Annotated in this window: 26 protein-coding genes and 1 pseudogene; 11 read left to right on the top strand and 16 right to left on the bottom strand. The window is 43.6% G+C overall.

Annotated elements, in window-relative coordinates; all coding sequences use genetic code 11:
- From QUF19_RS23935 to QUF19_RS23915, 5 genes are all read left to right on the top strand, one after another.
- Complete coding sequence (locus QUF19_RS23935) at positions 1-306, top strand: chaperone NapD (protein ID WP_102433845.1); 306 nt, start codon at positions 1-3, stop codon at positions 304-306.
- On the top strand, positions 303-2,792 hold the full coding sequence (gene napA, locus QUF19_RS23930; RefSeq protein WP_286300388.1) for a periplasmic nitrate reductase subunit alpha: 2,490 nt from the start codon (positions 303-305) through the stop codon (positions 2,790-2,792). The genes QUF19_RS23935 and napA overlap by 4 nt, the downstream gene beginning before the upstream one ends.
- A gap of 139 nt (positions 2,793-2,931) precedes the next feature.
- Positions 2,932-3,393: a nitrate reductase cytochrome c-type subunit gene (locus QUF19_RS23925; RefSeq protein WP_017088904.1), complete on the top strand. Its 462-nt coding sequence runs from the start codon at positions 2,932-2,934 to the stop codon at positions 3,391-3,393.
- Positions 3,394-3,422: 29 nt separating this feature from the next.
- The gene (locus tag QUF19_RS23920; RefSeq protein WP_009845456.1) at positions 3,423-4,004 is read left to right on the top strand and encodes a NapC/NirT family cytochrome c; all 582 of its coding nucleotides are present in this window, start codon (positions 3,423-3,425) and stop codon (positions 4,002-4,004) included.
- Between the two features lie 11 nt (positions 4,005-4,015).
- A complete protein-coding gene (locus QUF19_RS23915; protein ID WP_017097480.1) occupies positions 4,016-4,153 on the top strand; it encodes a TIGR02808 family protein in 138 nt (45 codons plus the stop codon).
- 144 nt (positions 4,154-4,297) lie between these two features.
- On the opposite strand, the gene phaC is transcribed toward QUF19_RS23915, so the two are convergent.
- The 5 genes from phaC to QUF19_RS23890 all read right to left on the bottom strand — a co-directional run bounded on the left by phaC (position 4,298) and on the right by QUF19_RS23890 (position 9,899).
- A complete protein-coding gene (phaC, locus tag QUF19_RS23910) occupies positions 4,298-6,124 on the bottom strand; it encodes a class I poly(R)-hydroxyalkanoic acid synthase (protein WP_286300366.1) in 1,827 nt (608 codons plus the stop codon).
- Positions 6,125-6,199: 75 nt separating this feature from the next.
- On the bottom strand, positions 6,200-6,547 hold the full coding sequence (locus QUF19_RS23905; RefSeq protein WP_004731353.1) for a phasin family protein: 348 nt from the start codon (positions 6,545-6,547) through the stop codon (positions 6,200-6,202).
- Between the two features lie 111 nt (positions 6,548-6,658).
- The gene (locus QUF19_RS23900) at positions 6,659-7,870 is read right to left on the bottom strand and encodes an acetyl-CoA C-acetyltransferase (RefSeq protein ID WP_286303297.1); all 1,212 of its coding nucleotides are present in this window, start codon (positions 7,868-7,870) and stop codon (positions 6,659-6,661) included.
- 26 nt (positions 7,871-7,896) lie between these two features.
- The gene (locus QUF19_RS23895) at positions 7,897-8,637 is read right to left on the bottom strand and encodes an SDR family oxidoreductase (RefSeq protein ID WP_286300363.1); all 741 of its coding nucleotides are present in this window, start codon (positions 8,635-8,637) and stop codon (positions 7,897-7,899) included.
- A 584-nt stretch (positions 8,638-9,221) separates the two neighbouring features.
- Positions 9,222-9,899: an SH3 domain-containing protein gene (locus tag QUF19_RS23890; RefSeq protein ID WP_286300361.1), complete on the bottom strand. Its 678-nt coding sequence runs from the start codon at positions 9,897-9,899 to the stop codon at positions 9,222-9,224.
- Between the two features lie 96 nt (positions 9,900-9,995).
- Here QUF19_RS23890 and QUF19_RS23885 point away from each other — a divergent pair, with 96 nt between their 5' ends.
- Positions 9,996-10,571, top strand: coding sequence for a hypothetical protein (locus tag QUF19_RS23885; protein WP_286300360.1), 576 nt, complete (start codon positions 9,996-9,998; stop codon positions 10,569-10,571).
- A gap of 269 nt (positions 10,572-10,840) precedes the next feature.
- Complete coding sequence (locus QUF19_RS23880; protein ID WP_102435739.1) at positions 10,841-11,083, top strand: hypothetical protein; 243 nt, start codon at positions 10,841-10,843, stop codon at positions 11,081-11,083.
- A 171-nt stretch (positions 11,084-11,254) separates the two neighbouring features.
- Here QUF19_RS23880 and QUF19_RS23875 read toward each other — a convergent pair whose 3' ends face one another.
- A complete protein-coding gene (locus tag QUF19_RS23875) occupies positions 11,255-11,713 on the bottom strand; it encodes an Lrp/AsnC family transcriptional regulator (protein ID WP_017105870.1) in 459 nt (152 codons plus the stop codon).
- 171 nt (positions 11,714-11,884) lie between these two features.
- Between QUF19_RS23875 and QUF19_RS23870 the strand changes: the two genes are divergently transcribed.
- Positions 11,885-12,814, top strand: a complete 930-nt coding sequence (locus QUF19_RS23870; RefSeq protein ID WP_286300357.1) for a DMT family transporter — start codon at positions 11,885-11,887, stop codon at positions 12,812-12,814.
- Positions 12,815-12,999: 185 nt separating this feature from the next.
- Positions 13,000-13,479, top strand: a complete 480-nt coding sequence (locus tag QUF19_RS23865) for an exoribonuclease R (protein WP_286300355.1) — start codon at positions 13,000-13,002, stop codon at positions 13,477-13,479.
- A 106-nt stretch (positions 13,480-13,585) separates the two neighbouring features.
- Here the strand turns inward: QUF19_RS23865 and QUF19_RS23860 are convergent, their stop codons facing one another.
- The 5 genes from QUF19_RS23860 to QUF19_RS23840 all read right to left on the bottom strand — a co-directional run bounded on the left by QUF19_RS23860 (position 13,586) and on the right by QUF19_RS23840 (position 17,944).
- Positions 13,586-14,959, bottom strand: coding sequence for a sensor histidine kinase (locus tag QUF19_RS23860; RefSeq protein ID WP_286300353.1), 1,374 nt, complete (start codon positions 14,957-14,959; stop codon positions 13,586-13,588).
- A gap of 58 nt (positions 14,960-15,017) precedes the next feature.
- Positions 15,018-15,749: a response regulator transcription factor gene (locus tag QUF19_RS23855; protein WP_286300351.1), complete on the bottom strand. Its 732-nt coding sequence runs from the start codon at positions 15,747-15,749 to the stop codon at positions 15,018-15,020.
- An 82-nt stretch (positions 15,750-15,831) separates the two neighbouring features.
- Positions 15,832-16,512, bottom strand: coding sequence for a spondin domain-containing protein (locus QUF19_RS23850; RefSeq protein ID WP_286300349.1), 681 nt, complete (start codon positions 16,510-16,512; stop codon positions 15,832-15,834).
- A gap of 9 nt (positions 16,513-16,521) precedes the next feature.
- Positions 16,522-17,205 (bottom strand): spondin domain-containing protein, encoded by a 684-nt coding sequence (locus QUF19_RS23845; protein ID WP_286300348.1) that lies wholly within the window; start codon positions 17,203-17,205, stop codon positions 16,522-16,524.
- Between the two features lie 397 nt (positions 17,206-17,602).
- Positions 17,603-17,944 (bottom strand): YggL 50S ribosome-binding family protein, encoded by a 342-nt coding sequence (locus QUF19_RS23840; protein WP_048606344.1) that lies wholly within the window; start codon positions 17,942-17,944, stop codon positions 17,603-17,605.
- A 254-nt stretch (positions 17,945-18,198) separates the two neighbouring features.
- Between QUF19_RS23840 and QUF19_RS23835 the strand changes: the two genes are divergently transcribed.
- Positions 18,199-20,235, top strand: coding sequence for a PhoX family protein (locus QUF19_RS23835; protein ID WP_286300341.1), 2,037 nt, complete (start codon positions 18,199-18,201; stop codon positions 20,233-20,235).
- A 228-nt stretch (positions 20,236-20,463) separates the two neighbouring features.
- On the opposite strand, the gene QUF19_RS23830 is transcribed toward QUF19_RS23835, so the two are convergent.
- The 5 genes and pseudogenes from QUF19_RS23830 to QUF19_RS23810 all read right to left on the bottom strand — a co-directional run bounded on the left by QUF19_RS23830 (position 20,464) and on the right by QUF19_RS23810 (position 24,907).
- The gene (locus tag QUF19_RS23830) at positions 20,464-21,084 is read right to left on the bottom strand and encodes a LysE family translocator (protein WP_286300339.1); all 621 of its coding nucleotides are present in this window, start codon (positions 21,082-21,084) and stop codon (positions 20,464-20,466) included.
- Between the two features lie 286 nt (positions 21,085-21,370).
- A complete protein-coding gene (locus QUF19_RS23825; protein ID WP_017109515.1) occupies positions 21,371-22,657 on the bottom strand; it encodes a DEAD/DEAH box helicase in 1,287 nt (428 codons plus the stop codon).
- A 182-nt stretch (positions 22,658-22,839) separates the two neighbouring features.
- A pseudogene (locus QUF19_RS23820) lies at positions 22,840-22,953 on the bottom strand (GTP-binding protein); the annotation flags it as partial.
- Positions 22,954-23,075: 122 nt separating this feature from the next.
- Positions 23,076-23,411, bottom strand: coding sequence for a hypothetical protein (locus tag QUF19_RS23815; protein ID WP_286300335.1), 336 nt, complete (start codon positions 23,409-23,411; stop codon positions 23,076-23,078).
- Positions 23,412-23,923: 512 nt separating this feature from the next.
- On the bottom strand, positions 23,924-24,907 hold the full coding sequence (locus QUF19_RS23810) for a CobW family GTP-binding protein (protein WP_286300333.1): 984 nt from the start codon (positions 24,905-24,907) through the stop codon (positions 23,924-23,926).
- A gap of 539 nt (positions 24,908-25,446) precedes the next feature.
- Between QUF19_RS23810 and clcA the strand changes: the two genes are divergently transcribed.
- A complete protein-coding gene (gene clcA, locus QUF19_RS23805; RefSeq protein WP_286300331.1) occupies positions 25,447-26,853 on the top strand; it encodes a H(+)/Cl(-) exchange transporter ClcA in 1,407 nt (468 codons plus the stop codon).
- Positions 26,854-26,916 lie beyond the last annotated feature (63 nt).

Genomic DNA, 26,916 nt, shown 5'->3' with positions numbered 1-26,916 from the left:
ATGGCACTAAATGAAGTGCATATATCAAGTTTAGTCGTGCATGTGAGCCCAGAGCATCTGGTCGAGATCAAAGCAGAAATCGAAAAGTTTGATAATGCAGAGATCTACGGGGACAGCCCTGAAGGCAAAATCATCGTGGTCCTAGAAACCGAAAACCAAGGTTTTGTAACGGACACCATCGAAGCAATAAATAACATTAAGAACGTTTTAGGGACAGCTTTGGTTTATCACCAAATCGAGACTGAGCTCGACGAAACGGATTTAGAAACTGGAAGCAACAATTCTCAACTTGAGGGTGAAGTATGAAAATGACAAGACGTGCGTTTGTGAAAGCAAACGCGGCTGCATCAGCGGCAGCCGTTGCCGGCGTAACACTACCAGCAACAGCAACCAACCTGATTGCTAGCTCAGATCAAACAAAAATCACGTGGGATAAAGCGCCTTGTCGTTTTTGCGGTACGGGTTGTTCAGTACTAGTAGGTACTCAAAATGGTAAAGTGGTCGCAACTCAAGGCGATCCAGAAGCACCTGTAAACAAAGGCCTTAACTGTATTAAAGGCTACTTCCTTTCAAAAATCATGTACGGCAAAGACCGTCTTGAACAGCCTCTTCTTCGTATGAAAGACGGCGAGTTCCACAAAGATGGTGACTTTACACCAGTATCTTGGGACCAAGCTTTCGACGTAATGGCTGAGAAATGGAAAGCAGCTCTGAAGAAGAACGGTCCAACAGGCGTTGGTATGTTCGGTTCAGGCCAGTGGACTGTAATGGAAGGCTACGCAGCCGTTAAGCTGATGAAAGCAGGCTTCCGTTCAAACAACATCGATCCAAACGCTCGTCACTGTATGGCTTCTGCGGTAGGTGCATTCATGCGTACCTTCGGTATCGATGAGCCAATGGGTTGTTACGATGACTTTGAACACGCAGACGCATTTGTACTGTGGGGTTCAAACATGGCAGAAATGCACCCAGTACTATGGACTCGTATTACCGACCGTCGTCTAAGCCACCCACACGTTAAAGTAAACGTACTGTCTACTTACTACCACCGTTCATTCGAGCTTGCAGACACGGGTTACATCTTCGAACCTCAATCAGATCTAGCGATTGCTAACTTCATTGCTAACTACATCATTCAAAACGATGCGGTTAACTGGGATTTCGTGAACAAACACACGAACTTCAAGCAAGCAACAACAGACATCGGTTACGGTCTTCGTGATGATGATCCTCTACAGAAAGCCGCAGCAAACCCTAACTCAGGTGCAATGACTGCAATCACTTTCGAAGAGTACAAAGCGTCTGTTGCTGAATACACCGTTGAAAAAGCATCTGAAATGTCAGGTGTCTCTCAAGATGACCTGATCAAACTTGCTAAGCAATATGCCGATCCAAACATCAAAGTAATGTCACTTTGGACTATGGGTATGAACCAACATACTCGTGGCGTTTGGATGAACAGCCTTGTGTACAACATCCACCTTCTTACAGGTAAGATTTCTACTCCAGGTAACAGCCCATTCTCACTAACTGGCCAACCATCTGCGTGTGGTACAGCTCGTGAAGTAGGTACGTTCTCTCACCGTCTTCCAGCGGATATGGTTGTTGCTAACCCTAAACACCGTAAGATTTCAGAAGAGATCTGGAAACTTCCAGAAGGCACTATCCCAGCTAAACCAGGTGCTCACGCCGTTGTTCAAGACCGTATGCTTAAAGACGGTAAGATCAATGCGTACTGGGTAATGTGTAACAACAACATGCAAGCGGGTCCAAACATCAACACGGAACGTCTGCCAGGTTACCGTAACCCAGACAACTTCATTGTTTGTTCAGACCCATACCCAACAGCAACAGCTCAAGCAGCTGACCTTATCCTTCCTACAGCAATGTGGATCGAGAAAGAAGGTGCTTACGGTAACGCAGAACGTCGTACACAAGCATGGTACCAACAAGTTAAAACTGTAGGCGAAGCTAAGTCTGACCTATGGCAAATCATGGAGTTCTCTAAACGCTTCACTGTTGAAGAAGTTTGGGGCGAAGAGCTTCTTGCTAAAGCGCCTGAGTACCGCGGTAAAACGATGTACGACGTGCTTTACAAAAACGGTAATGTTGATGCTTTCCCTCTGTCTGAAGCTCAAGAGCTTAACGACGATGCACAAGCTCAAGGTTTCTACGTACAAAAAGGTCTATTCGAAGAATACGCAACCTTTGGTCGCGGCCATGGTCACGATTTAGCACCATACGACACTTACCACAAAGTACGCGGCCTACGTTGGCCTGTTGTTGACGGTAAAGAAACGCTATGGCGCTTTAAAGAAGGTTCTGATCCATACGCTAAGAAGGGTTCTGACTGGGACTTCTACGGTAAGCCAGATGGCAAAGCACTGATCATCAATGCTCCATACGAAGCGCCACCAGAAGTGCCAAATGATGAATACGATATGTGGCTATGTACTGGTCGTGTTCTTGAGCATTGGCATACAGGTACTATGACTCGTCGTGTACCAGAACTTTACAAAGCAGTACCGGATGCACTTTGTTACATCCACCCTGCTGATGCTAAAGCTCGCGGCCTTCGCCGTGGTGACGAAGTTCTTATTGAGAACAAGCGTGGTGAAGTTCGTGTTCGTGTTGAAACTCGCGGCCGTAACCGTCCACCACAAGGCTTGGTATTCGTACCATTCTTTGATGCAAGAATTCTGATCAACAAGCTGATCTTGGATGCAACGGATCCTCTGTCTAAACAGACGGACTACAAAAAGTGTCCAGTTAAGATCACTAAGGTAGCTTAAGCGTCTGAATTACTGACACATTAGTATTTTAGAAACTTAGAACCGAGTTCTTACGTATTTAATATTGGGCTACTGCTTTCTATAAAGTTTGAAAAAAGTAGTCCTCTCAAAGAATTAGCCTTTAGGCGGAGAAATTAACATGAAAAAACTGATTACTGCCCTACTATCAGCTGGTCTTTTGCTAGCTGGTGCAGTTCAAGCTGAAGCTGAGCTGGATAACCCAGGCGGCATTGGTGGCGTAGAGTCTCTACGTGGTGTGAGTGAACTAGAAACAACTCGACCAGCAGATGACTTTAAAAAGTTCCCTCGTGACCAAGTACTCGAGAGTGACTATGTATACCAGCCACCACTGGTTCCTCATACAATTCGTAGCTATGAAGTATCTCTTAACGCGAACAAATGTCTTTCTTGCCACAGCTGGAAGAACGCAAAAGAGATGGGTGCAACTAAAGTGAGCGTAACGCACTACATGAACCGTGAAGATGCGGTACTAGCAGACGTTTCACCTCGTCGTTACTTCTGTCTACAGTGTCACGTTCCTCAAGCGAATGCTAAACCATTGGTTGAGAACGAGTTCAAACCTGTAGATTCACTGCGTTAATCGTAGCCGGAATGTAAGAGAGGCTATACATGATAAAATTACTTAAAGCGTTTTGGAAAAGACTAGCGACCCCAAGTAAAGCAGCGGTAGGCGTTGTATTATTTTTGGGATTCTCTGGTGGTCTTCTGTTCTGGGGTGCATTCAACACGGGTATGGAGGCAACCAACACGGAAGAATTCTGTTCTGGCTGTCACGCACCTATCGTTGCTGAAATCCAAGAAACAATCCACTACTCTAACCGCTCTGGTGTTCGTGCTATCTGTTCAGACTGTCACGTACCTCATGAATGGACAGATAAGATTGTTCGTAAGGTTCAAGCATCGAAAGAGCTGTATGCACACTTCATTGCGAAAACCATCAATACTGAAGAAAAGTTCAAAGCACGTCGTGCTCACCTAGCGGAACGCGAATGGGCTCGATTGAAAAAGAACGATTCACTTGAGTGTCGTAACTGTCACCAGTTCGATTACATGGATTTCTCTGAACAAAGCCCACGTAGTGCTAAACAGCACTCGACAGCACTGGCTTCTGGCGAAAAAACGTGTGTAGATTGCCACAAAGGTATCGCACATAAACTACCAGACATGCACGGTGTTGAAGGCTGGCAATAAGGAGCTATTGAATGAGTACTTTAGAGAACGTAATTTGGCATATCCTAGGTTACAGCGCTATGCCAGTTATCATTCTTGGTGGCTTCGCAGGTGTTGCAGCCGTATCTCTTTGGATTTTATCTATGGGTAAAGACAAAGAAATCGATTAGAAATCGAAATTGCTTCAACTTATACCAGTTATTTTTGAGATGAGTTGACACTAAAAAGCCACTGAATTCAGTGGCTTTTTTATTGTCTGGTGCTTCGTATTTCTACTGTTAAGCTGTTTCTACTGTTAAGTAAGAGGCAAAACGTTAAGCTTGATTTTCTGAAGCTTCTGGATCGACGTTCTCTTTATCGACAGCTTCCTTATCAACAATCGGCAGCACCTGTTTTACATAGTTACCCGGTGCCTTACCAATCACAGGGTGAAGCTCTGAACCTTGATTGAAAGGTTCGATTTTCTCGTCAGCTTCAAAGCCTTGTAACCATTGATCCCAGTGTGTCCACCATGACCCTTCATTATGGCTTGCGTTGTTTAGCCATTCATCCGCAGAGTCGTCTAGGTTATCGTTCAACCAGTAGCCGTATTTCTTTTTCTCTGGATGGTTAACAATACCTGCGATATGACCCGACTCACCCAGAACAAACGTTTTGTTGCCACCCGTGTTCAATGCTCCACGGTAAGTCCCTTGCCACAAAGCAATATGGTCTTCTTTGGCCGAGATAAAGTAGCTAGGAATTTTGATCTTATTCAAATCAATCCAAACACCGCCTACTTTCACGCCTTTGTCTTGAACCAGTTTGTTTTCAAGGTAGAGCTCTCGCAGCAAGAAGTTATGGCATTTAGCCGCCACGTTAGTGCTATCACTGTTCCAGTACAACAGATCGAACTCCATCGGGCTGCTGCCTTTGAGGTAGTTATCAATGTAATAGTTCCAGTACAAGCTGTTCTCTCGAAGCAAACTGAACGTCACGCTCAACGAGCGACCATCCATGTAACCTTTCGCGTCGTTCTGTTTCTCAATCGCGTCGATTATCGTCTCATTGATGTACGCCCCAACCTCACCCGGCTGAGAGAAATCTAATAACGAGGTAAAGAAGGTTGCCGTTTTGATGCGCTTCTTCATACGCTTAGCTGCATAGTAAGCCACCGTAGAAGCGAGTACCGTACCACCAATGCAGTAACCTGCCGCGTTGATTTGCTCTTTACCTGTAATGTCTTCAATAGCGGTAACCGCCTTAACAACCCCTTCCGTGACATAGTCACCGAATTCTTGGTCTTTCTGCGCTTCACCCGGATTGCGCCAAGACATCATAAATACGCTATGCCCTTGCTCAAGCAACCAACGCACCATCGAGTTCTTTTCACGAAGGTCGAGAATGTAGTACTTATTGATAAACGGCGGAACGATCAACAATGGTGTCGCATTGACTTGTGGTGTCTTCGGGTGATACTGAATCAATTCAAACAAATCATTTTGAAAGACAACATCACCTTCTGTATTCGCAACATCCACACCCAATCGGAATGCATTATTGTTGGTCATGCGGATCTTAAGGATGTCGGCACTCGCTTCCACGTCCGCTTGCAACTGCTCTAACCCATCAAGAAGGTTCTCGCCATTTCTCTCAAGAGTCAGTTTCATCAGCTCTGGATTGGTCGCGATAAAGTTGCTTGGGGACATTGCATTGATTGCCTGACGTGAAAAGAACGCAACACGCTCTTTGGTTTTCTCGTCAATGCCCTCAATCGAGTTGATGGTATCGATATAGCTTTTACTAAACAGCAAGTAAGATTGCTTGATGAAGCTATAGAAAGGGTCGTTCTTCCATGCATCATCGATAAAACGCTTGTCGCCTCGATCTTCAGCGATAACGCTCTCGGTGTTACCCATCAGTGCTGCGTTTTGCCAGATTTTCAGTTGCTGTTCCCACCATTGGGATTGCAGCTGAAGTAGAACGGCTGGTTGGTTTGCGGCTTGCTCAAAAATTTTCGATGCATCATCAAAATTCAATTCTTGCATCGCTTTATTTAGGGGAGATTGCGCGGCTTCCTTGTTTTGTTCAAAATTTTCCCACCATTGCTGGTTCGTTTGTTGAAGCTTAACAAGGTAGTCCGAAAAGAAGTGTTGAAACATAACATGACTCCAATAATCGGAAAATCGCCACCAAGCGGCACAGGTCAACCTGTACCAACTCGATGGCGACTAATTTTATGCAGGTGTAACTGTTTTCAAGTTTTCAGTTGTTAGTGTTTCAACATCTTCTTTGAACTCTTTTGCAGCAGCTTGCATTTTTGAGCTATCACTCATCATCTGTTGAGACAATTGAGTAAGTGCCGTTAGTTGCTGGCCGTTAAAAGCTGTAAGACTATTTACGTCTTTGATTTCACTTACTGCTTTCATTTGTGCAAGACCCATATCGGTATAAGTCTGCAACGCATTCATTTGAAGTTCAGTCATTGTTTGAACGTTCTTTGCAACCAACTTATTGAATTTCAAGTACGGTTCGAACTGCTTTTCAGTTTGGTCTGTGATTGTTTTGAAAATATCCGTGTACATAAGTAACTCCTGGTGAATACATAGTTAGTGAAGAAATAGCTTAATAAAGAAATAGTTAAATAAGAAAATAGCTTTAAAAACCAATTTGGCTTGTCTATGGCACTTCGGGATCTAACCCTCGATACCTTTCAGCAAAACAGCGGTTCCCATTCCCCCGCCCACACAAAGCGAAGCAACACCATAATTGGTATGTTGCTCGATCATTTCGTGGATGAGTGAAACAATAATTCGGTTACCTGATGCCCCTAAAGGATGACCAAGTGCAATAGCGCCACCGTTGACATTGACTTTAGATTTGAACGCTTCGAGCGGCAGATCATGTTGTTCAGACAACTGGTACATCACGCCTAAAGCCTGCGCAGCGAACGCTTCATTTAGCTCAAATAGCTCAACTTCTTCTAAAGTTAAGTCCGCTTTGTCTAACACTTTAGATACTGCTTCTACTGGACCTAACCCCATAATTTTCGGGTCTAAACCAGATTGCGCGTAGCTACTCAGCTCGACCAGTGGTGTCAGGCCGTATTTCACGACCGCAGATTCAGACGCTAAGATAATGGCACTTGCGCCATCATTGATGCCTGACGCATTTCCAGCGGTAACAGTTCCTTCTCGGTCGAATGCCGGACGGAGCTTTTGCAAGCCATCAAACGTCGCATCAGACTTAGGGTATTCATCAGTATCGAACGTCAGCGTTTGTTTGCGCTGTTTAATTTCTACAGGGACTATTTGTCCTTTGAATTTACCCGCTTCGATTGCGGCTACCGCTTTCTGCTGGCTTTCTAACGCGTAGTTATCTTGTGCGAGACGCGAAATATTTAACGCGTTGGCGATGTTTTCAGCCGTCATCCCCATGTGATAATGATTGAACGCGTCTGTTAACCCATCACCCACCAGCAAGTCTTTCATTGAGATGTCACCCATCTTGTGACCATTGCGAATATTCGGTGGCACAATAAAAGGAATCTGAGACATCACCTCAACACCCGCTGCAACAACGACTTCAGCGTCTTTTGCTTTAATGTGAGCCGCCGCGTCCATCACCGATTTCATACCGCTGCCGCAGATCATGTTGACGCCATAAGCCGGGACTTCTTCAGCAAGGCCAGCGTAAAGAGAAGCTTGACGAGCAACGCCCATTCCTTGTCCCGCTGAAATCACGTTCCCAACTATCACTTCGTCAATCACGTTTAATGGAACATCTGCAGACTCCAACGCCCCTTTAATTGCGACGCCCGCTAGTTCACCGGCAGTGATGTTTTTTAACGACCCTGTAAATGCACCAATAGGTGTGCGCTTTGCAGCAACAATAAATACCTTTTCCATCATTCAATCCCTTTAAGTTTCACTTATTAGTGCATGTACAAGCCGCCATTCACAGACAGTGTTTCGCCTGTAATGTACGCACCAGATTCACTCGCTAAAAAGCCCACTGCGTCTGCAATTTCTACAGGCGTCGCTAAACGTTTCATTGGGATTTGGTTTTTAATCGAATCAAGGACTTCAGGCTTCATTTGCTCAACCATAGGCGTGCCGGTATAACCAGGGGCAACCACGTTTACTGTCACACCACTTCTCGCACCTTCAGCAGCCAGTGCTTTCGAAAAACCAATCATTCCTGCCTTTGCTGCGGAATAATTGGTCTGTCCGAACTGACCTTTAAGACCGTTCACTGAAGAAATGTTGATGACTCGGCAGTTGCCCTTTTCACACATCGGAGCAAACAGAGGCTGTGTCACATTGAAAAGGCTGTTGAGGTTAGTCTCAATCACCTCTTTCCAAGCTTCGGCATTCATCTTTTTGAAGACGCTGTCACGAGTAATACCCGCGTTGTTAACCAAAACATCCACCGTGCCTTCTTCTTCTAACAACTTGCTTAAGCTCTGTGCACATTCAGCGGTGTTGGTGACATCTAATTCAAACAATCTCACTTGATCTTCAGTAAATTGTTTTTCGTTAAACCAATCTAGTGCGCACTGGTAATTCCCAGTAAAATAGGTCGCGATAACACGATAGCCATCCGCGACTAATTTAGAAGAAATTGCTGAGCCGATACCGCCTTTCGATCCTGTAATTAAAGCAAGCTTTTTCATTAATGTTTCCATCCCTTACAAGCAATTAAATAACAATGATGTTAATAAGATAATGTCTTAGTCGATAATTAAACTTTACGTTTTGCTTTAATTAAACCCTACATCTCAAAATCAAAAAGTATTATTACAAATAAAAAATATTTTCATGTTATGGCTAAAAATCTGACTTACCTCCCAAAATCCATGAAATGTTGCGATTATGTAAACTACAGTAAATGACTGATATTAATAGGCTTTATTTAACTTCAATTATACCACCAAACCGATAAGCCTTTGTTTACTTTAAATAAAATGACACGACTTAACGTGTTTCAATGAGAATGCAATATTGAAAAAGTAAACAATCGATCGTAGGAATAATATAGAGATTGCTATTTCCTATTAATAAATCTATCGAGGTATTTCTATATAAAATTCAATATAATTAAATATTAAAGTCACACTAGCTAACATTCTGACTCGATGAGTAAAAGTGCATAGGCAATAAAAAAGCCCACTCTCAAGAGAGTGGGCTTTCGATATAAATCAATAAATAGAAAGGCTAATCGCTATTAACATATCTGATATTAATAGCGAAGTGGATCCTACTTAGTAAATATTTCATTTGTATTTACATCTAAATAAATTTTATTTTCAAGCGATAGTCCGCCGCAATAAATAAAATAGACATCTCGGTCACTGTACTTCACCGATTTCACCCAACCACCTAATTCCTCGAAGTCACTTGGGTCACATTCACCATCAGAGATCAGCTCTGCAACCGTATTGCGGAACTTCTCTTTATGGATCTTAAGATCGTCGGATTTAACCAGATATGAATCCAATATCTCTATGCTTTCTTTCTCGGAAATAATCACTTCATCATTAGATAGGCCAGACATCGAAACCCATTCGGCTGTCTGTGGCCCGCCTTCTTTTAGAACGATGTAATCTGAGATACGAGCCCACTCACCTTGTTTTTCAAGTACTTCGACTTTTTCACCTTTGTAGAGGTAATCGGTTATCAAGCCATCAATTTCCGGCTGTTCTACCACTTCAAGCTTTCTATCCAAAACATAGAACTCTGTCTGTTCTGGCTCAGGTTTAAGCTCCATAACCGGTTTTAAATCAGCTTCAGGCTGAGTAACTTCTTCAACGGACTCTTCGGTTTTCTCTGCTGGTGTTGGGGCCTTTTTCATAACAAAGAAGTAGTACGCCGCTCCTCCTCCGCCCAATATTAACAATACAAGTAAAGCGATCAGCGCTTTTTTCATCAAATCCACCAGCTCTTCCGTTTTAGGTATACATGAAGTGTACATCAACTCATGCTGCCACTCATCTATACTCTCTATTGAGAGCACGGTAACTAGAGGAAAGTCATGCGTTTTTGGGTAAAGGTTATCATTATGAGTATACCTTTGATTGCCAATGTCGCGGTCGCAAGCCATTGCGATCGTGAAAACTGGCAAACACTGTTGGATCGCCAACTCGTATTTGAAGGCCGCTACAACCAATACACCAAAGAATTCAACCAAGTTCTCTCAACCTATGAATCACAAACACTGCTATCTAAACACTTCAACGAAACACAGATCATTGAGCTTTGGGCGAAGTATGAAGAAAGGTTTAATGTGCAGCTCAATAGTCATATGAATACTGCTTATGATGTCTCTGAAGTTTTGTTAAAACAGGCATACGTCGTCTCTAGTGAACTAGAAGGAGTTCAGTCTCTCACTCGCTCATGGCAAGCCGTTGCTCAGCACTGTGCTAAGGCAAAGCTACCGCGCCAATCTGAAAGCGCACAATCGCATGTGACAAGTTCACAATCGCTCTCCAAAGATCTCCATACACTCAGCGATAAATTCCGTCAGCTGTCGTCAAAGTATCGTAAGGAAGCCAATATGATAGATGAAGCACGTCATACAAAAGCACCAATAAACGATGCTTCAAACTGAAACCCACACTCGACTTTCTCTGCTCATCGACTGGATTTCTCGTCATAACGGACTACTCTCCTGTAAAAATATTCAGAAAAATCGTTAATCAAAGCTTTATCAATAGCTTGTAAAGTTAATGTGGTAACTATCAACAATAAAGTTTACTTTCCGACCAATGCAAGCAAATATGTGAGATATTCATCACAAAATAGATTTACAAACGCCAGAAAATTGTTATCATGAATCTTCATATAACTTAATAACAAGAAACATTTTGGCTAGGTAATATGCAAAAGACTATGGCTTTCAACTGCTTGAGTAACACGGAAGGGACTGCAGAGATAAGAGGTAAACTTTTATCTGTCGCTAAACACATGGAAGAGTTCGGTTCAGTAAGTGAGCTAGAGCTATGTAAGATATTTGGAGAGACAATTTGGAATGACGGTGTGGATTACCATTCACATGCTTTTTCATTCAGAATTAATGTAAAAACCGGAGATTGTTCAATCTCTAACTTTAAATATCACTGATTTTGCACCTATACATACGGAGTACCTTTCACAAGGTGCTCCGTTTTTTATGTCTACTCTCTTAAGCCGTCGAGCCTAGTCTAGTTTTATTTGTGACTTTTTTATCAGCAGTAGATCTTTGCTTTTTCAGCTCACTGATCAACCTCAATGTGTAATCGCAACCCTTTCATCTTAATCAACATAGACAGGCAGTGGTGCATTACCTTTCACTTGTCTAATCGCGAGATGCGTATGGATGTCCTTTACGTTTGAAAGCCGTTGCAGCTTTCTTGTAAACGCCTCATAGGCCATAAGATTTGGGCTGACCACTTCTAACAGATAATCATAAGCGCCAGATACCACGTGGCAACTGATCACTTCTTCCATTTCGACGATAGCGCCTTCAAATTTATCGATCGACACTTCTTGGTGGTTGTTTAGACTCACCTCAACGAAGACACTCATTGCGATTCCGACTTGTTCTCGCGATAGACTGACGCGATAGCCGTCGATGATCCCTTTTTCTTCCAGCCTTTTAATGCGCCTTGCACACGGCGAAGGTGATAAACCCACTTCGTCCGCTAATTCAGCGGTCGTTAATCTGCCGTCTTTTTGCAGCAATTCGAGTAGATGTCTGTCAATTCTGTCCATAGAAAACGCGAAACCTTAGTTGGTGAGAAAATCAAATTGAGTGGAATGAGTTAATATTCTAATAAATATTAGCAAAAATCATCAAGCTAAACTCAAATAAGGTCAAAACTTGCCAACTTGTGGCATAAGTCTTAATTCATAATTAAGCACCATCCATTTTCCTTGTTTACTATGAATCTTGGCTACTTATCTATCGTGATTACTCTGCTCATCTGGGCAAGCTTTTTTCTCTCCCTAAAAGGAGGCGCAAACTCAGCTCTGACACCCGCAGATATTGCACTCACCCGATTTCTCATTCCTGCCTTAGTTTTATTTCCTTTAGTATGGAAAGCGCGCAATGCTATCTCTTCAGTCCCCAAGCGCTACCTCGCAGGCATGTTTGCTGGCAGTGGCCTCCCCTATTTATTAGTCACCGGTACCGCGATGCACTTTGTACCGGTTTCGCATGGCAGTGCTCTCGTACCGGGCACGTTGCCTCTCTTTGTGACGGGTATTGCGGTACTTTTTTTCAAACAACCACTCAGTCGACACCGTATTGCTGGGCTCAGCTTAGTCCTATTGGGGATCTTACTGTTCTTAGGGAGTAGCCTCAGTGATTTCAACTTTGAATACACAAAAGGCCACCTGCTATTCCTGTGTGCAAGTTTAATGTGGGCAACCTTTACCATTTCGGCTCGTGTTGCAAACCTTAACGCGCTAATCAGTGCAGGGTTTATTTCCTTGTCGTCGACCCTGTTATTGCTATTTTTGATCTTAACAGGAACATTGCCTAGCCATCTTATGGTCACGCCAATAGCACAATGGCCAATAGCGGAGCTATCAATACACTCAGCGGTACAAGGCGTCGGTGCTGGTTTAATAGCGGCGTTCACTTACCTTTATGCGGTTAACACCCTAGGGGCAGAGCGTTCAGCCGCATTCGGCAGTGCGACTCCGGCCATCGCGACATTGTTGGCTATTCCACTGTTTAACGAAATACCAGACACCGTGACTTGGATTGCACTTGGTTCGATTTGTATCGGCAGTTTAGTAGCGAGCAACATCTTTATGAAAGACGACCAGTCTATGCAGTATCGACCGCCGACTCACAAAAGGGTTTAATACGCTTAGTTTAGCGAAATGAACCCTTTATGAGTTCATTTCGCTAGGACTCAGGCAAACAAAGCTCAATTGATTGAAAACGTCAGTTAATCGCCCCTCTAAACCGGCACTAACTAGAATCTGCTTTTTCTAAGCTCACTTCTCCATTAAACTGTCCGACCTTTTTGCTCATCCAAGAGAACGCTATGCAACGCGATTACACTTTAACTTGCTTAAACACCATGCCTCGTGAAGAACTAGAAGAATTTAGTTTAAGAATGATCCATCGTCTTGTCCCGGAAGATGCGATGACGGAGTTGTTTACTTTTGAGCAGGAAGAAGTCACCAGTGAAGAGCGCATGCAATCAGCGAAGTTTGACGCGATGCTACGAATGACTGCAATCGCACTGAGTGAAGTGAACCTAGCATTTAGTGAGTCAGATAACTCGAAACAAAACATCGAGCGCATGACACGTCTATTACTTTGGCACTTCTATGCGATGTCGTTCAACCTTGAGCAAGCCATCGACCTTGAAACTCATTGTGAGAAGGTAGAGAAGATTTTGGTAAAAGCACCGACAGAAGCATTTGGTTGGGTAAAAGAGCTGACAGAGCTTCTTCATTTCTACGCGAAAGTGAATGAAGGCAACGAAGAAAGCAACGAAGAAGGAAATGAAGACGCTTAAAGCCTCTTCAACTTAATAGCTTCTCAACGAGTTGTTCGAGCCTCAGTGAACAACTCGTCTATGCCCTAAGCTAATCCTAGTAGAACTAAATCGAACGCAAACAACGCTATATCGACGGCAAATAGAAGCTTTGCTGAAATGAGTTCTCTGCCTTGGTCGTCTCTAACACACTGTGATGCAGCATTAGTATCGACTGAGCGATTTTGGTGCCGATACCCAATGACCCGTTTGGCGCTTCCTGCTCAATCTCATTATGGATCACGACCTTGACTCGTTTTGCATCCGACTCTAAACCAACACTCAAAGACACTGTCGTCCCACTAGGGCTGTGCCTCAACGCATTATCTAGCAAGTTTAAAACCAATCGCTCAAGTAAATCACTATCCCCTACTGCCTTTATTTCATCAGGCATGTTGACGTTAAGCTGAACATTTTTATGAAGATATTTGCTTCGTATTGTATCCAAACACTCACTCATCAACGCATTCAAATCGATCGAAGCGTATTGATACGTGGGAACAGGATTATCATGCTTGGCACTGTCTAACAGCGAATGAAGCTGATCTGATAGCTTATTGCCATTGCGGTAGGCCACATCGATCAACGGATCCGATTGTGGATTTTGAATCTTCCACGTTTCTAGATAACCCAACACACTCGATAGTGGTGTTTTAAGATCATGACTTAACTGCAATAGGCTCTGCCTACGATGCGATGACTGGTATTCCAGTTGCAGGAATTGTTGTTGAATGTGTTTTGCCATCAACTGATAAGAACGCGCAATTGGCACCAGTTCTGGTACTTGGTGTGTGAAATTAGGTTCTAAACGGAAATCTTGTTCGGCTTGCTGTTGCAACTTATCGGTTACAGCTTCTATCGGGTTCAACAAGCTGCGTTTAACCAATAGATAAGCCCCTATGGCAAAACCCAAAATAGAGACCAACATCAGGCCAGCCAGTGCGATATAAGGCGTGTCTACTTGCGAGTTGGCAATCACAGTATGTCGATTACTGCCAATGAGCACATAAAGATACCCAACCGTAGATCCTAACTCTTCGATCGCTGCGACAGAAAACACCTTGCGAGAATCTGGGTTGATCGGGTCTTCTCCCAAAATAGGATAAGGCTCATCATTTAGAAACTGTTTAATCGGCGCTAAATCAATTTGGCTTGCAAGTTTAGTTCCTTCAGGCGCAGCGTGCGTGGTGATATTGCCCTGACTGTCGAGAAAGTAGATGTCAAAATCTGGCCCTATCAACATTAAGGTATGAAAGATAGATTTGAGGGCTTTCGGGTTGTAGTCAGTGCCTATCATTAGAGGGTTATCATCGCGCATGTGAACCGCGAGCTCTTTGTGTAAGCTCTGTTTTGTTCGTTGCTCAATAGTCTCTTTTTGCCAATGATAGGTGTAGGCGATGACCACACTCACCAATAGAAACCACAAGCTGGTAAACAACACTAAGCGCGACTTAAAACTCATACTTACTCCCTAATGAATTCTGTTTCTATTAATGAACTTAAAAAGCGAGAATCAAACCCTAAGCCTTCGATTCAAACTTATACCCAACACCCCAAACAGTCTTGATGAAGTCATCATCGCTATTTGGCATAGCAAGCTTGGTTCGCAAGCGATTGACGGTGCTACAAACGGTGTGGTGGTAGCCTGAATGGTTGGTGTGCCATACATGATCAAGCAGCTCATCTTTGCTATACACTCGACCCGGACGGGTGGCTAAGAAATGAAGTAAAGTAAACTCTGTCGCGGTCAACAAGACATCTTGGTTGTTTAAAGAAACCTGATGACGCTCCGGTTGAATGGTAAGGCCACCAAAACTCATCACAGATTCCGTTGTTGGAGCCTCTTTGGTTGTGGCTTCTGTATGATTAACCCGACGTAAGACATTACGGACACGAGCTTGAAACTCGAGCACACTGAATGGCTTGGTGATGTAATCATCGACACCGGCTTCTAAACCCGAGACTTTATCCAGTTCAGCGTCTCTTGCTGTGAGCATCAACACGGGAGTCCAATCTTCTTGCTGACGGATCATCCGACAAAAGTCGAGCCCATCACCATCAGGTAAACCTCGATCGAGGACGACTAAATCAAACTGACCATCCAGATATAGAGCCTGCGCTTTTTCAATCGTATTGGCTCTTTCGACATGATGACCTTGGAACTTGAGATGCATTTGCACCAGTTCCGCTAAATCATCGTCGTCTTCAACCAATAATATGTTTGCCATCAAATTTACCGCAGCACTATTCATGATCCCTGCTCTATTCGGAGTCTACCCACCTTTCAATTGACCGGAACAGAGCAGGAATTCTTTCATTTCACGCTTAACCCAATCATTCAGTTCTAGTAATGGTGATTCTCGCACCGGGATTAAGGAAGCGATGATTAGCACTTAGAGCAGAGGTTGTTAAACCATCATCTTGACTGACGACGCCAGAGTGGAAGCTCACCACATCATTGTCATTTCTTACGCTATTAAAGCCCTCACCACCGCCTGCAGGGCCCGGAATGGTTGCTGCAAGCTCATCATTTAACTCCGTTCCCGAATCCCACACATTCATGTTCATGGTGAAGGTATCGCCGACTGCTAACGACTTAAGCGATAAGCCTGATTCACCCACAAACGCATCATTGGTATTCACCAACATCGAAGCAACAGAAAGATACCCCTCTAAAGCAGGATCAACTCGGATGGAGAGCGTGTCATTTTCACCCGACAAGATCAGCCCATTTCCTGAAATGCCTTGGTAAACATTATCGTCGCTATCACTCAAAGCAAGCAGTTGAGAGTTGCTTCCGCCTTCTGCTAAGTATTCAAGATCCACAGAGGCACTCTGACCAACTTCAAACAAGTCAAAATTCGTATTGTGAGTAAGTACCGCAAGAGGTGACATAGGTTGATTAGGCGTTAGGTTAGTAACAGTGACATCGTAACGATAATAATCATCGTCATCATCCGGACAACCAGCCAACAGGGCGACAGAAGCCGCGATAAACAATATTCTAGCTTTCATACATCCCCCTTACTTCACAACGATGGTGATAGTTGCAACAGGGTTTAACCAGCGATGGCTGCTACTATCGAGGTCACTTGTACCGGCAACCGGATCACTGTCACCAAGGTTGCCAGGGTGAACATGAACCTTGGTATTTGAAAGCGCGGTTTCTACGCCCGTACCACCAGCGCCAAAGGTTATAAACGGCGGATTAGGCATGCTAGCAGCTAACTCATCATTCGGTTCCGTACCTGCATCGTAGCTGTTTAGGTTTGCCTTATAGGTACCGGCTTGGGTTGGGATCTTCCAACTATCTAGCCCAACAAAACCATCGTTGGTTGGCAGTAACATCGCGCCTAATGACAAGTAAGCCAAATCACCAGTATCGATATCAAAGGTGGTCGCCACTCCAGGATTTAGTATTCCGCTAGCTGGGTTTTCGACAACCACACCACCCGCATTGGCGATTAAACTCGACAGGCCAGAGATGTCTCCACCTTCCGCCATCGATTCCAATTCTGCTGAAGCAGTTTCACCGGTTCTAAACATGAACAAGTTAGAGTCATGCGCTGCGGCTAAGATCGGTGTGAAGTAGATTCCTTTCGTAGCATTCGTCACCGTCACCTCTAGCTGTGCAGCTTGAACCTGAGCGGTACCAAAGGCCAACATAGCAGAGCTAACCACTAAGCTGATTTGAGTTCGTTTATTCATTTTGATTCCATCCTTTATTGAGTCCTATCGTTGCCAACAAAACGAATAACAGCGATATACCGTTACCTTTGTCAGAACGAACTGTGGTGTTCTTGACTCTAAGAATGGCGATCAAATCTATCAGCAACTTCATTGAATTCTCATAAAAGTCTCACAAGTTTATCCAAACTTATTCCAACCAAGAAAAGTAACAGTAAAGCGCTGATATTTATTCGAAAACCATAGTTTCACTAACTTCCTATGAAGCTATAAAAGAGCAGAGTGTGAAGAAAAATGGGATATGACAAACGCAAAAAGGCCGAATCGATATACCGATTCGGCCTTTGTTCTGGCATGTTGTTGCTCATTCGAAAAGCCGTAATAGGCCTCTAGGTTGAGCTAACAGCACAACATCAATTTAGAATGCGTAGTTTGCGTCAATAAGTTCGCTAACTTCAACTTTGCTTACTTCAGCGCGAGCTTCAAGCCATTGTGCAACTTGCAGTTGCTCTGCTTCTGTTACTGAACGGTAACGCTCAATAGAGCATAGGAAACCTTCAAACAACTCAAGGCCACCGCCACCAAAGCACAGACCGATGCTATCGATGAAGTCGATGAACTCATCAATGAATACATCGTATTGGTCAAAATCAGCAATCGATGTCTTGCAGCTTACTTCAAAACCCAGAATCGCGAATTCACCTAGGTATAATTTCTTACGAAGGCGGCGATTTTTGTTTTCGATTTTATCTAATTTCATAACTGTCTCTCTCTACGTTTAATAAAGCACTTATACACAGTTCCTCTTCATTTCCCAAGAGTTTTGTATTGCTCATCACGCTTAATCGCAAAATTCGTGCTACAGAAACAAAACCTTAATCAAATCTATGAAAATCCGTCACTTAACTGCTTCAGGATGACTCACACATTGAACCAAGTTATTAACCAATCGATTAATAACTGAACTAGCCATAATTAACCCATAATAATTACAACTAATAGGAAGCAGTACAGATGAGCAAGGAAACATTTGATAGCACTCGTTTCAATAAGAGTAAAAACAAACCATTCGAAGAAGTACTCGACGCTAACCTATCAAGAAGAAACGTTTTGAAAGGTGGTCTCGGCATCAGTGCAATGACGGCGTTCGGAGCTTTTGGACTCTCTGGATGTAATTCTTCTAGTCCAGATACTACAGTCGGTAATGGTGCAGGTGTCTCTAGTGCGGTACTAAATTTTGATTCAATTCCGGGCTCACTAACCGATGCTGTCTCTGTTCCACAAGGTTACATGGCACAAGTTTTGGTGCCATGGGGGACACCGCTTAATGCACAGGGTAGTGCATGGAAGGATGACGGTAGTAACACAAGCGAAGAACAGTTGAATGCGTTGGGGATGCACCACGACGGGATGCACTTTTTCCCATTAAATGACAGCAACGTAGACGGTTTATTGTGTATTAACCATGAATATATTGATACGAATGCTCTACACCCTAGCGGTCAGACCATAGTAGGTGGTGTTCGAACAGTTATTGATGAAGTACGAAAAGAAATTAATGCTCACGGTGTGTCGGTTGTCCGAATTCAACTGGAAGACAACATGTGGAAATTAGTCGATACCGATCCACTCAACCGCCGCTACACTGGCGCTACCGTAATGGACTTGTCTGGCCCACTCGCACATACCGCTCTTACCGTGACTCGCTTCTCCCCTGATGGCAGCCAAGCGCGTGGTACATTAAACAACTGTGGTAATGGTTTCACTCCTTGGGGCACTTACCTAACATGTGAAGAAAACTGGCCAGGCTATTTCGTTAATGCCGGCGTTCGAACTGAAGAACAAGACCGCATTGGTATTGACGATAGCAGCACACGCTACTTGTGGGAAACATTGGCTGGCAATGCAGAAGAACGCTTAGATGAATTCACTCGCTTTAACGTAGAGCCTACAGGTGCAAGCTCGATAGATGATTACCGTAACGAAGCAAACGGCCATGGTTATATTGTTGAAATCGACCCTTACACGGAGAATGCTCGAGCGAAAAAGCGCACTGCGCTTGGTCGTTTCCGTCATGAAGGCTGTACTTTTGGCAAGCTAGAAGCAGGTCAACCGGTTGTCTTCTACTCAGGTCACGACTCTCGTTTTGAGTACTTGTACAAATTCGAATCGGCTGCAGGTTGGGATCCAGCAGATGCCACCCCATCAAACCGCTTAACAACAGGCGATAAATACATGGATGAAGGCACACTTTACGTGGCGCGCTTCAATGAAGACAACTCTGGCACGTGGCTACCATTGACGTTAGATAGCGTGACGTTATCAGGTGGTGTTCTGGCAGACAATTTCAACTCTTTGGCTGAAATCATCTTAAATACAGCTGGAGCAGCGGATCTTGTAGGTGCAACACCAATGGATCGCCCAGAGTGGTGTTCAGTGGATCCATACACAGGTTCTGTATATCTAACACTTACTAATAACACTGCGCGTACCGATGAAACGAACGCGGCAAACCCACGCTTGAACAACAAGTTTGGCCATGTTATCCGTTGGGATGAAGGTGAAAGCGCAACTGACTTCACTTGGGATATTTTCGTATTCGGTTCACCTGCCAACGGTGATGCAGACACCAATCGTTCTAGCCTTACTGATATGAACCAGTTCGCAAGCCCAGATGGATTAGCATTCGATGCACGTGGCATTTTGTGGATTCAGACGGATAACGGAGCAGATGAAGTGACGAGTTACACCAACGACCAAATGTTAGCAGTCGTCCCGTCTAAGCTAACGGACGACAATGGTAACAGTGCAGTGATTGATGAAGGCAACCAAGCTCAACTTAAGCGCTTCTTTGTTGGTCCAAACGGATGTGAGGTAACGGGCTTTACGATTAGCCCTGATTACAAGTCACTGTTTGTCAACATTCAGCACCCCGGTAATTGGCCATACAGCGACAACGCAGCAAAAGAGACCCCATCAGGAATGTCCGTTCGCCCTCGAGCAGCAACTGTTGTCATTCGTCGTGAAGACGGTGGTGAGATTGCCGTTTAATCAGAGCTTTAAAGCTGGTCTCTTTGATATCGATAGTGATTAAAAGCGGCTCACTCTAAGGACGTTACAACGAAAAAGAGCGATAAGGCTAAATGCCCTATCGCTCTTTTTATATTCTATTCATTCTTCGGTTTGAGTAAGAATCCAAGCCTTCAAAACTTATCATCATCCAAAGAGCTGGTCATACCAAGCTCTCGTCATCGTTGATCGCAATACCGTTAATCACAGTTAACTCACGAACAACCACACACCAACACCCATCATCAACGTACCAGCAATACGGTTCATCAACTTAACGTTGTCGGCCTTGCCGAGCATGTGCTTAAGGCTCTTACCGCCTGTCGCGTAAAGAGTCATACAAACAAACTCAGAAACAAGGATGATAGACACAAGAATGAACAACTGAGGCGCTAAGTCGACATTGCTATTGATGAATGGGGGCAGTAACGAAATCATAAATGCCCAGCCTTTAGGATTCGCGATTGCCGTTACGAAGCCTTGCACCACCAAATCCCAATCGTTGCTGACTTTTGTTGTTTGGTTATCAGTACTGATCGCTAGCTTGCCTCTTGAACGCCACATTTGAACACCCAAGTAGAACAAGTAACCGGCACCAATAAATTTAAACCCAGTAAACAACCACGGGTAATTAAGCATGATTGACGCAATGCCCAATACAGCAGCAACTGACACAACAGCCACACCCGCAAGTTCACCAATCATCATCCATAATGTTCGCTTATAGCCAATACTCATACCCAACGTCAAAGCCAAGGTCATACACATACCGGGCGTGATTGACACAAAGAAGAACGTTGGAATAAAAGCCCAAAGCAGCGCGCTATCCATATTATTACCTTATCGACTTATTTTTATTTGATGACCGTTGTTTCTACAGCGGTTATTGAGCGAAGCTGTATCGTGGCTGAACTTTGTAATAACTAAGCTTTTTAATAACTGAGCTTTGTAAGAACCAAGCTATGCAGTGACTACGCTTTATAGTGACGAATTCTTATACCGACTCATCTTATTATCACGAGTTTGTGTTGAGACAAAACAGTATTGAATCCTAAACACAAACAGCACAACCAAAAAGAGCCACATAACAGTGGCTCTTTTCGATCACCAATCGTAATTACTTACGACGGTTTTGAATTCGCTTCATCATAGTTAAACGACGTTCAGCGCTTGCTTGATCTGGTTTTTCTTCGTTTGCGTTGTTCTTACGACCCTGACGGTTCTTGTAAGCCGATTTAGTGTTCAGCTTCTCAATGTAAGCATCACGTTTCTTCGGCTCGTAACCCGGTTGCTCAACACGACGAATGCGTTGCTGAATCAATTTTTCAACTTGAACAACTGTCAGCTCTTCTTCGCGGTTAACGAAAGAAATCGCGTGACCTTGTTTACCAGCACGACCTGTACGGCCAATACGGTGAACATAATCTTCTGCAAGGAAAGGCATGTCGTAGTTAATTACGTGTGGTAAATCTTCGATATCAAGACCACGAGCCGCAACGTCAGTTGCAACCATTACACGAGCTCTGCCTTCTTTGAAGTCATCCAATGCACGACGACGTGCGCTTTGCGCTTTATCACCGTGACAAAGTACCGCTTTAATGCCGTCAAGCTTAAGCTCTTTAACTACATCGTTCGCTGTTTCTTTGTAGTTCACGAACACAAGAACCTGACGCCAGTTTTTACGACCGATCAGCTCAGAAAGTAGCTCTGTTTTACGCTCTTGATCAACTGGGTACACCACGTGGCCTACCGTAGCAGCCGTTGAGTTTTCGCGCTCAACACTGATACGTTTTGGTTTACGCAGAATATCAACAGACAGTTGGTTTAACTGAGTTGAAGTCGTCGCAGAGAACATCATGATTTGTGGAGAGGTTTCCACATCCAACATGATTTTACGAACGGCATTGATGAAGCCCATATCAAGGATACGGTCAGCTTCATCGAATACTAGGAATTCTAGGTTAGCAATAGACACGTTACCCGCTTCTAAGTGCTCTTCTAAACGGCCTGGTGTTGCAACCAAAATATCAACACCCAGTTCTAATTGACGAACTTGTGAAGACATCTTGTTACCACCGTAAACCGCTGAAACGCTTAGTTCAGTGTATTTAACGTAGTCTTTAATGTTTTGAGCGATCTGCGCAGCTAGCTCTCGAGTTGGAGCAAGAATAAGGCCGCGAGCCGTTCCTCTAGACGCCTTTTTACCGCTGTTCAAAAGGTGCTGAATAACAGGCAATGAAAATGCCGCTGTTTTACCCGTACCGGTTTGAGCAGTAGCAAAAATATCATGGCCTTTACGAGCCATTGGAATCGCCTTTTGTTGAATTGGTGTGAGTTTCTCATAACCACACTCAGTCAACGCTTTGACTAATTCAGGAGCAAAACCTTGAGAGGAAAATGACATTGTTACGGGTTCCTTAAGCAGACAGCCTACATTCTTATTTCAGCCGAGCACTATAAAGTAATTAGAGTGATTTATCTCACATTTATCGTGATATAACGCAAACTTTCTCATTTAATCTGGTGTTTACCGCGCCTTCAACGAGGTAAACACCAAGATCATCGCTTCAAACAGCCAAAACAGGGCTATTTAATGCCACACAGCTTGAGTAGAATCTGCTCGAGATCGCTCCAAGGCATTAACTGCGAGTCGATCACTTCCAGTCGAGACTCAAAGCCATCGAGGTAAATTTCGTTCAATACCAAAAGAATAGATATTTTAATGATTATCGATAAAATTTACTACGCGTTTACCAACCTTGTACTTCTAGATTTTAGCTTAGTTAAGAACTGCAAATAAGCTTAGTGCACCTCGAAATCATCTACCTAATGTCAAAATTTTTGGAGTTATTCATTTCACCCTTGTGTGGCGACTCATTTGAATAATGAGTATGTTCCATCAAATCAGCATTGTGATAAGCAAACCTTATCTCAGATTTACGCATATTTTTTGCTCGTAAATATGCTTTGGTTTTCTTTGCTTCTACATGTACTTCTTTCACCTTAGCAATCGCTAACTTTTTAGTTTGATATTCTGAGTAAGATCCATCTCCAAAATAGACAAAATGCTTTGCTTTCTTCTTAACGCTTCGTCCAAAACACTTAGTTAGTATCAGCCCAGTAAGTAGAAAGAGTATCGTCAATGAAATTACGCTCACAGGTTCCCCATTATTGAGTAGTTAGATCTATTTAATAGATTATTAGTACCAGGCCTATAAACAATAAAAGACACAGTTTAATCTCAAGACCATTCATATTATTTTTTAAAAAATTATCTTATTTTTGTAATGTAAATCAGATTGAAATCGCCAAGTAATTAGGTACTTGTTAGGCATGAGCATTAGTCATCTGATGATAAGGCAAGTACTACCTACATAAGGTGAAGTAAGCTCATGACTTACCCGCGATACAGTATCCCAACCCAAAATATGAATGAAAACAGGCCGACCTCATCAATGAGGTTCTTTTAATATCAATGAGGCCGGAAATATTCTTGATTAGGACTATTCTGGATAAGCAGAAGGTTTGATAATTTTTCGAAAGTAAAAAGAGGGAATGAGATTCGAAATGGTGCTTAGAAAGCAAGCAGAGTGGAGTATGAACATGAAGCTATATATGCCAACTATGAAGTCGACATATACAACTTTGGATACTTGAGTTATTTAAACCGCTATTTGATACCACACAGCTTGAGTAGAATCTGCTCGAGATCGCCCCAAGGCATTAACTGCGAGTCGATCACTTCCAGTCGAGATTCAAAACCATCAAGGGAAATTTCATTCACTGACACCACTTGATTCGCCACGTTAAACGCGTAGCAACCTTGATCGGTGTTTACCACTGCTTTTACACGCTCAGCCGTCAGGTCCGACAACATTGAGAACAACGCATCGAAATCAAACTTATGTTCAGCGCCAAACAACCAGCCACAGCTAAAGTAGCCCTGTCCTTTATTTTCTTTGCGGATAAAAGCTTCGCCCGGAGGAAGTTGGAATTGAGGCTCTTGTTCAGCGTGATCGTGATGGTGCGATTCAAGATGAGATGAAGCACTGCCATATACCCTTTCAATGTCCAACACTTCCAATGGCACTTCACCATCGTGAATCAGCTTATGGAACACTTTCGCTGGAGTTTGATCGGTCACCCAATCATTGAATGCATCGATATCTTCAGAATGAACCAAATCTACTTTGGTACCCAAGATCACATCAGCACTGTCTAGCTGATCATTAAAATTCTGATTAGAGGTGTATTTCTCAATCGACAGATTTCTTGGGTCAACTAAGCCTAACGTCGCTTTTAAGTCCACATAGGGTGTGTATTGCTCTGAAGTTAAAGTAGCAATAACCTGCTTTGGATGACCAAGCCCTGTTGGCTCAATCAATAAGCGATCCGGTTTTTGACGCAGCAAGGCATTAATACCTACCGACATAGGAACACCTGCAGTACAACACATGCAGCCACCCGGAACTTCTTTAATCAAAGCACCTTGGTCTGTCATTAATGCGCCATCAATGCCGATTTCGCCAAACTCATTAACCAGGACAGCCCAGTTTTCATTCTCAGGTTTATTTTTTAGAAGGTTCAAAATAGCGGTCGTCTTACCGACACCTAGAAAACCCGTAATTATGTTTGTAGGAACTTTTTTGGTCATATTAGTTCTCCTTTTTTAAGGAGTATATACACAATCACGGAGAAATTGACCCCAATCGCTTGTTTATACGGAGAATGATTTAAGCCAGAAGTGGTATGAGTGTCAGTAGAAAGGGGATAACGATAAAAAATGAATGCTCCAGACGAACTAAAGGCGTACCTAAAGTACGCCTCACTCTCGTTACTCAATCGTGAGTTCGCGAATCAGGAAGCCTTAAATATCGACCTGAACAATTAACGAGAAACTAAAACTTTGTATCTGAATCCATCCAAATTGTGTGTAAAACCTCACGTCTCCTTGCGGTTTGTTATGTTGCTTTACGATTTAACTATGGTTCATTTTTGGGGATATTCAAGGTGCCACCTGAGAATCGATCAAAATTGTGACGGTGATTCCACTATTGCCCATAGATTCCATTTATGTAACACGTATATTCCATAAATGAAATTCAACTTTGCATCTTTGCTGCTATAGGATATGCAGAGGAAGCGTATAATTTACTGAAGTCCCACCTCAACCCATTCAGGAGCCTTATCTCAATGACCAGAAGAGAGAAAATTAAGCAGTCCCTATTAGCTAAAATGCCAAGGGATGCTATTAATCAATTTCTCTCAAGAGATAAGACCCCAGCTTCAGTTCTGGTTCTTTCTTGCATTGTTGGTGTGCTTGCTGGCGTTGTTGGTACCTATTTCGAAGTCGCGGTTCATTTCATCACAGAAACTCGTACCGATTGGCTGAAAGATGAAATCGGTAGCCACTTACCCCTTTGGCTTGCGGCCTTCCTTATCAGTGCTGCATTTGCCTTTATCGGTTACTTTCTCGTACATCGCTTTGCTCCAGAGGCTGCAGGATCAGGTATTCCTGAAATAGAAGGCGCGATGGATGGCATGCGTCCTGTTCGTTGGTGGAGAGTATTACCAGTAAAATTCTTTGGCGGTATGGGTGCGTTAGGCTCAGGTATGGTGTTAGGCCGTGAAGGGCCAACTGTTCAAATGGGTGGCAGTATCGGCCGTATGGTGACTGACATCTTCAGAGTAAAAGATGATGATACTCGACACTCATTGCTTGCTTCAGGTGCTGCAGGTGGCTTAGCGGCTGCATTCAACGCCCCACTCGCTGGGATCATGTTTGTCGTTGAAGAAATGAGACCACAGTTTCGCTACTCACTCATTTCAATCAAAGCCGTCATCATTTCCGCTGTATCAGCCAATATTGTGTTTCGTTCGATCAACGGACAGTCTGCTGTTATCACCATGCCGCAATACCAGCCACCTGAACTGGATGCACTTTGGTTGTTCCTATTGTTAGGTGTGTTGTTTGGCCTGTTTGGCGTGATTTTCAATAAGTTGATTACACTCTCCCAAGACATGTTTGTGGCGATCCATAAGAACGACCGTAAACGCTACTTAATCACAGGTACCTTGCTCGGTGGCTGCTTTGGCCTGTTACTTCTTTATATTCCCGAATTGACTGGTGGTGGTATTGGTATTATCCCCAACATCACCAATGGCAGTTACAGCACCAACGTCTTGTTGTTGATCTTCCTAGGACGTGTTCTGACTACTCTGCTTTGTTTTGGTTCTGGCGCTCCCGGCGGTATCTTTGCACCAATGCTCGCACTCGGCACACTCTTTGGTTACGCATTTGGGCTTATTGCTGCAGCATTCTTTCCTGAATTGAATATTGAACCGGGTATGTTTGCTATTGCAGGTATGGGCGCCTTATTCGCTGCAACCGTGCGTGCGCCGATTACGGGTATATTACTGGTTATCGAAATGACCAATAATTACTACCTTATCCTGCCATTGATCATTACTTGCTTGGGCGCAGTGATCATTGCGCAAATGCTTGGCGGTCAGCCAATTTACAGCCAACTATTGAACCGTACACTTAAAAACGAGAAGTTAAGACAACAAGACCTCCCTCAGCAAGAGGAAGTACGTTAATTACAAATGACTCATGAAACAAAAGCACACATTCAACGTGCTTAATGTCCCGATTCCGCATCA

Source organism: Vibrio sp. FE10 (genome assembly GCF_030297155.1).
GTDB lineage: Bacteria > Pseudomonadota > Gammaproteobacteria > Enterobacterales > Vibrionaceae > Vibrio > Vibrio apostichopi.
This window is presented reverse-complemented; position numbering and strand designations above follow the sequence as displayed.

Coding starts and splice junctions, on each gene's coding strand:
- QUF19_RS23825 (WP_017109515.1), bottom strand. CDS start 22,657: ATGTCATTTTCCTCTCAAGGTTTTGCTCCTGAATTAGTCAAAGCGTTG.
- QUF19_RS23935 (WP_102433845.1), top strand. CDS start 1: ATGGCACTAAATGAAGTGCATATATCAAGTTTAGTCGTGCATGTGAGC.
- QUF19_RS23880 (WP_102435739.1), top strand. CDS start 10,841: ATGCAAAAGACTATGGCTTTCAACTGCTTGAGTAACACGGAAGGGACT.
- QUF19_RS23850 (WP_286300349.1), bottom strand. CDS start 16,512: ATGAAAGCTAGAATATTGTTTATCGCGGCTTCTGTCGCCCTGTTGGCT.
- QUF19_RS23870 (WP_286300357.1), top strand. CDS start 11,885: ATGAATCTTGGCTACTTATCTATCGTGATTACTCTGCTCATCTGGGCA.
- QUF19_RS23860 (WP_286300353.1), bottom strand. CDS start 14,959: ATGAGTTTTAAGTCGCGCTTAGTGTTGTTTACCAGCTTGTGGTTTCTA.
- QUF19_RS23810 (WP_286300333.1), bottom strand. CDS start 24,907: ATGACCAAAAAAGTTCCTACAAACATAATTACGGGTTTTCTAGGTGTC.
- napA (WP_286300388.1), top strand. CDS start 303: ATGAAAATGACAAGACGTGCGTTTGTGAAAGCAAACGCGGCTGCATCA.
- QUF19_RS23865 (WP_286300355.1), top strand. CDS start 13,000: ATGCAACGCGATTACACTTTAACTTGCTTAAACACCATGCCTCGTGAA.
- phaC (WP_286300366.1), bottom strand. CDS start 6,124: ATGTTTCAACACTTCTTTTCGGACTACCTTGTTAAGCTTCAACAAACG.
- QUF19_RS23905 (WP_004731353.1), bottom strand. CDS start 6,547: ATGTACACGGATATTTTCAAAACAATCACAGACCAAACTGAAAAGCAG.
- QUF19_RS23835 (WP_286300341.1), top strand. CDS start 18,199: ATGAGCAAGGAAACATTTGATAGCACTCGTTTCAATAAGAGTAAAAAC.
- QUF19_RS23830 (WP_286300339.1), bottom strand. CDS start 21,084: ATGGATAGCGCGCTGCTTTGGGCTTTTATTCCAACGTTCTTCTTTGTG.
- QUF19_RS23895 (WP_286300363.1), bottom strand. CDS start 8,637: ATGAAAAAGCTTGCTTTAATTACAGGATCGAAAGGCGGTATCGGCTCA.
- QUF19_RS23845 (WP_286300348.1), bottom strand. CDS start 17,205: ATGAATAAACGAACTCAAATCAGCTTAGTGGTTAGCTCTGCTATGTTG.
- QUF19_RS23840 (WP_048606344.1), bottom strand. CDS start 17,944: ATGAAATTAGATAAAATCGAAAACAAAAATCGCCGCCTTCGTAAGAAA.
- QUF19_RS23920 (WP_009845456.1), top strand. CDS start 3,423: ATGATAAAATTACTTAAAGCGTTTTGGAAAAGACTAGCGACCCCAAGT.
- QUF19_RS23915 (WP_017097480.1), top strand. CDS start 4,016: ATGAGTACTTTAGAGAACGTAATTTGGCATATCCTAGGTTACAGCGCT.
- QUF19_RS23885 (WP_286300360.1), top strand. CDS start 9,996: ATGCGTTTTTGGGTAAAGGTTATCATTATGAGTATACCTTTGATTGCC.
- QUF19_RS23855 (WP_286300351.1), bottom strand. CDS start 15,749: ATGAATAGTGCTGCGGTAAATTTGATGGCAAACATATTATTGGTTGAA.
- QUF19_RS23900 (WP_286303297.1), bottom strand. CDS start 7,870: ATGGAAAAGGTATTTATTGTTGCTGCAAAGCGCACACCTATTGGTGCA.
- clcA (WP_286300331.1), top strand. CDS start 25,447: ATGACCAGAAGAGAGAAAATTAAGCAGTCCCTATTAGCTAAAATGCCA.
- QUF19_RS23875 (WP_017105870.1), bottom strand. CDS start 11,713: ATGGACAGAATTGACAGACATCTACTCGAATTGCTGCAAAAAGACGGC.
- QUF19_RS23925 (WP_017088904.1), top strand. CDS start 2,932: ATGAAAAAACTGATTACTGCCCTACTATCAGCTGGTCTTTTGCTAGCT.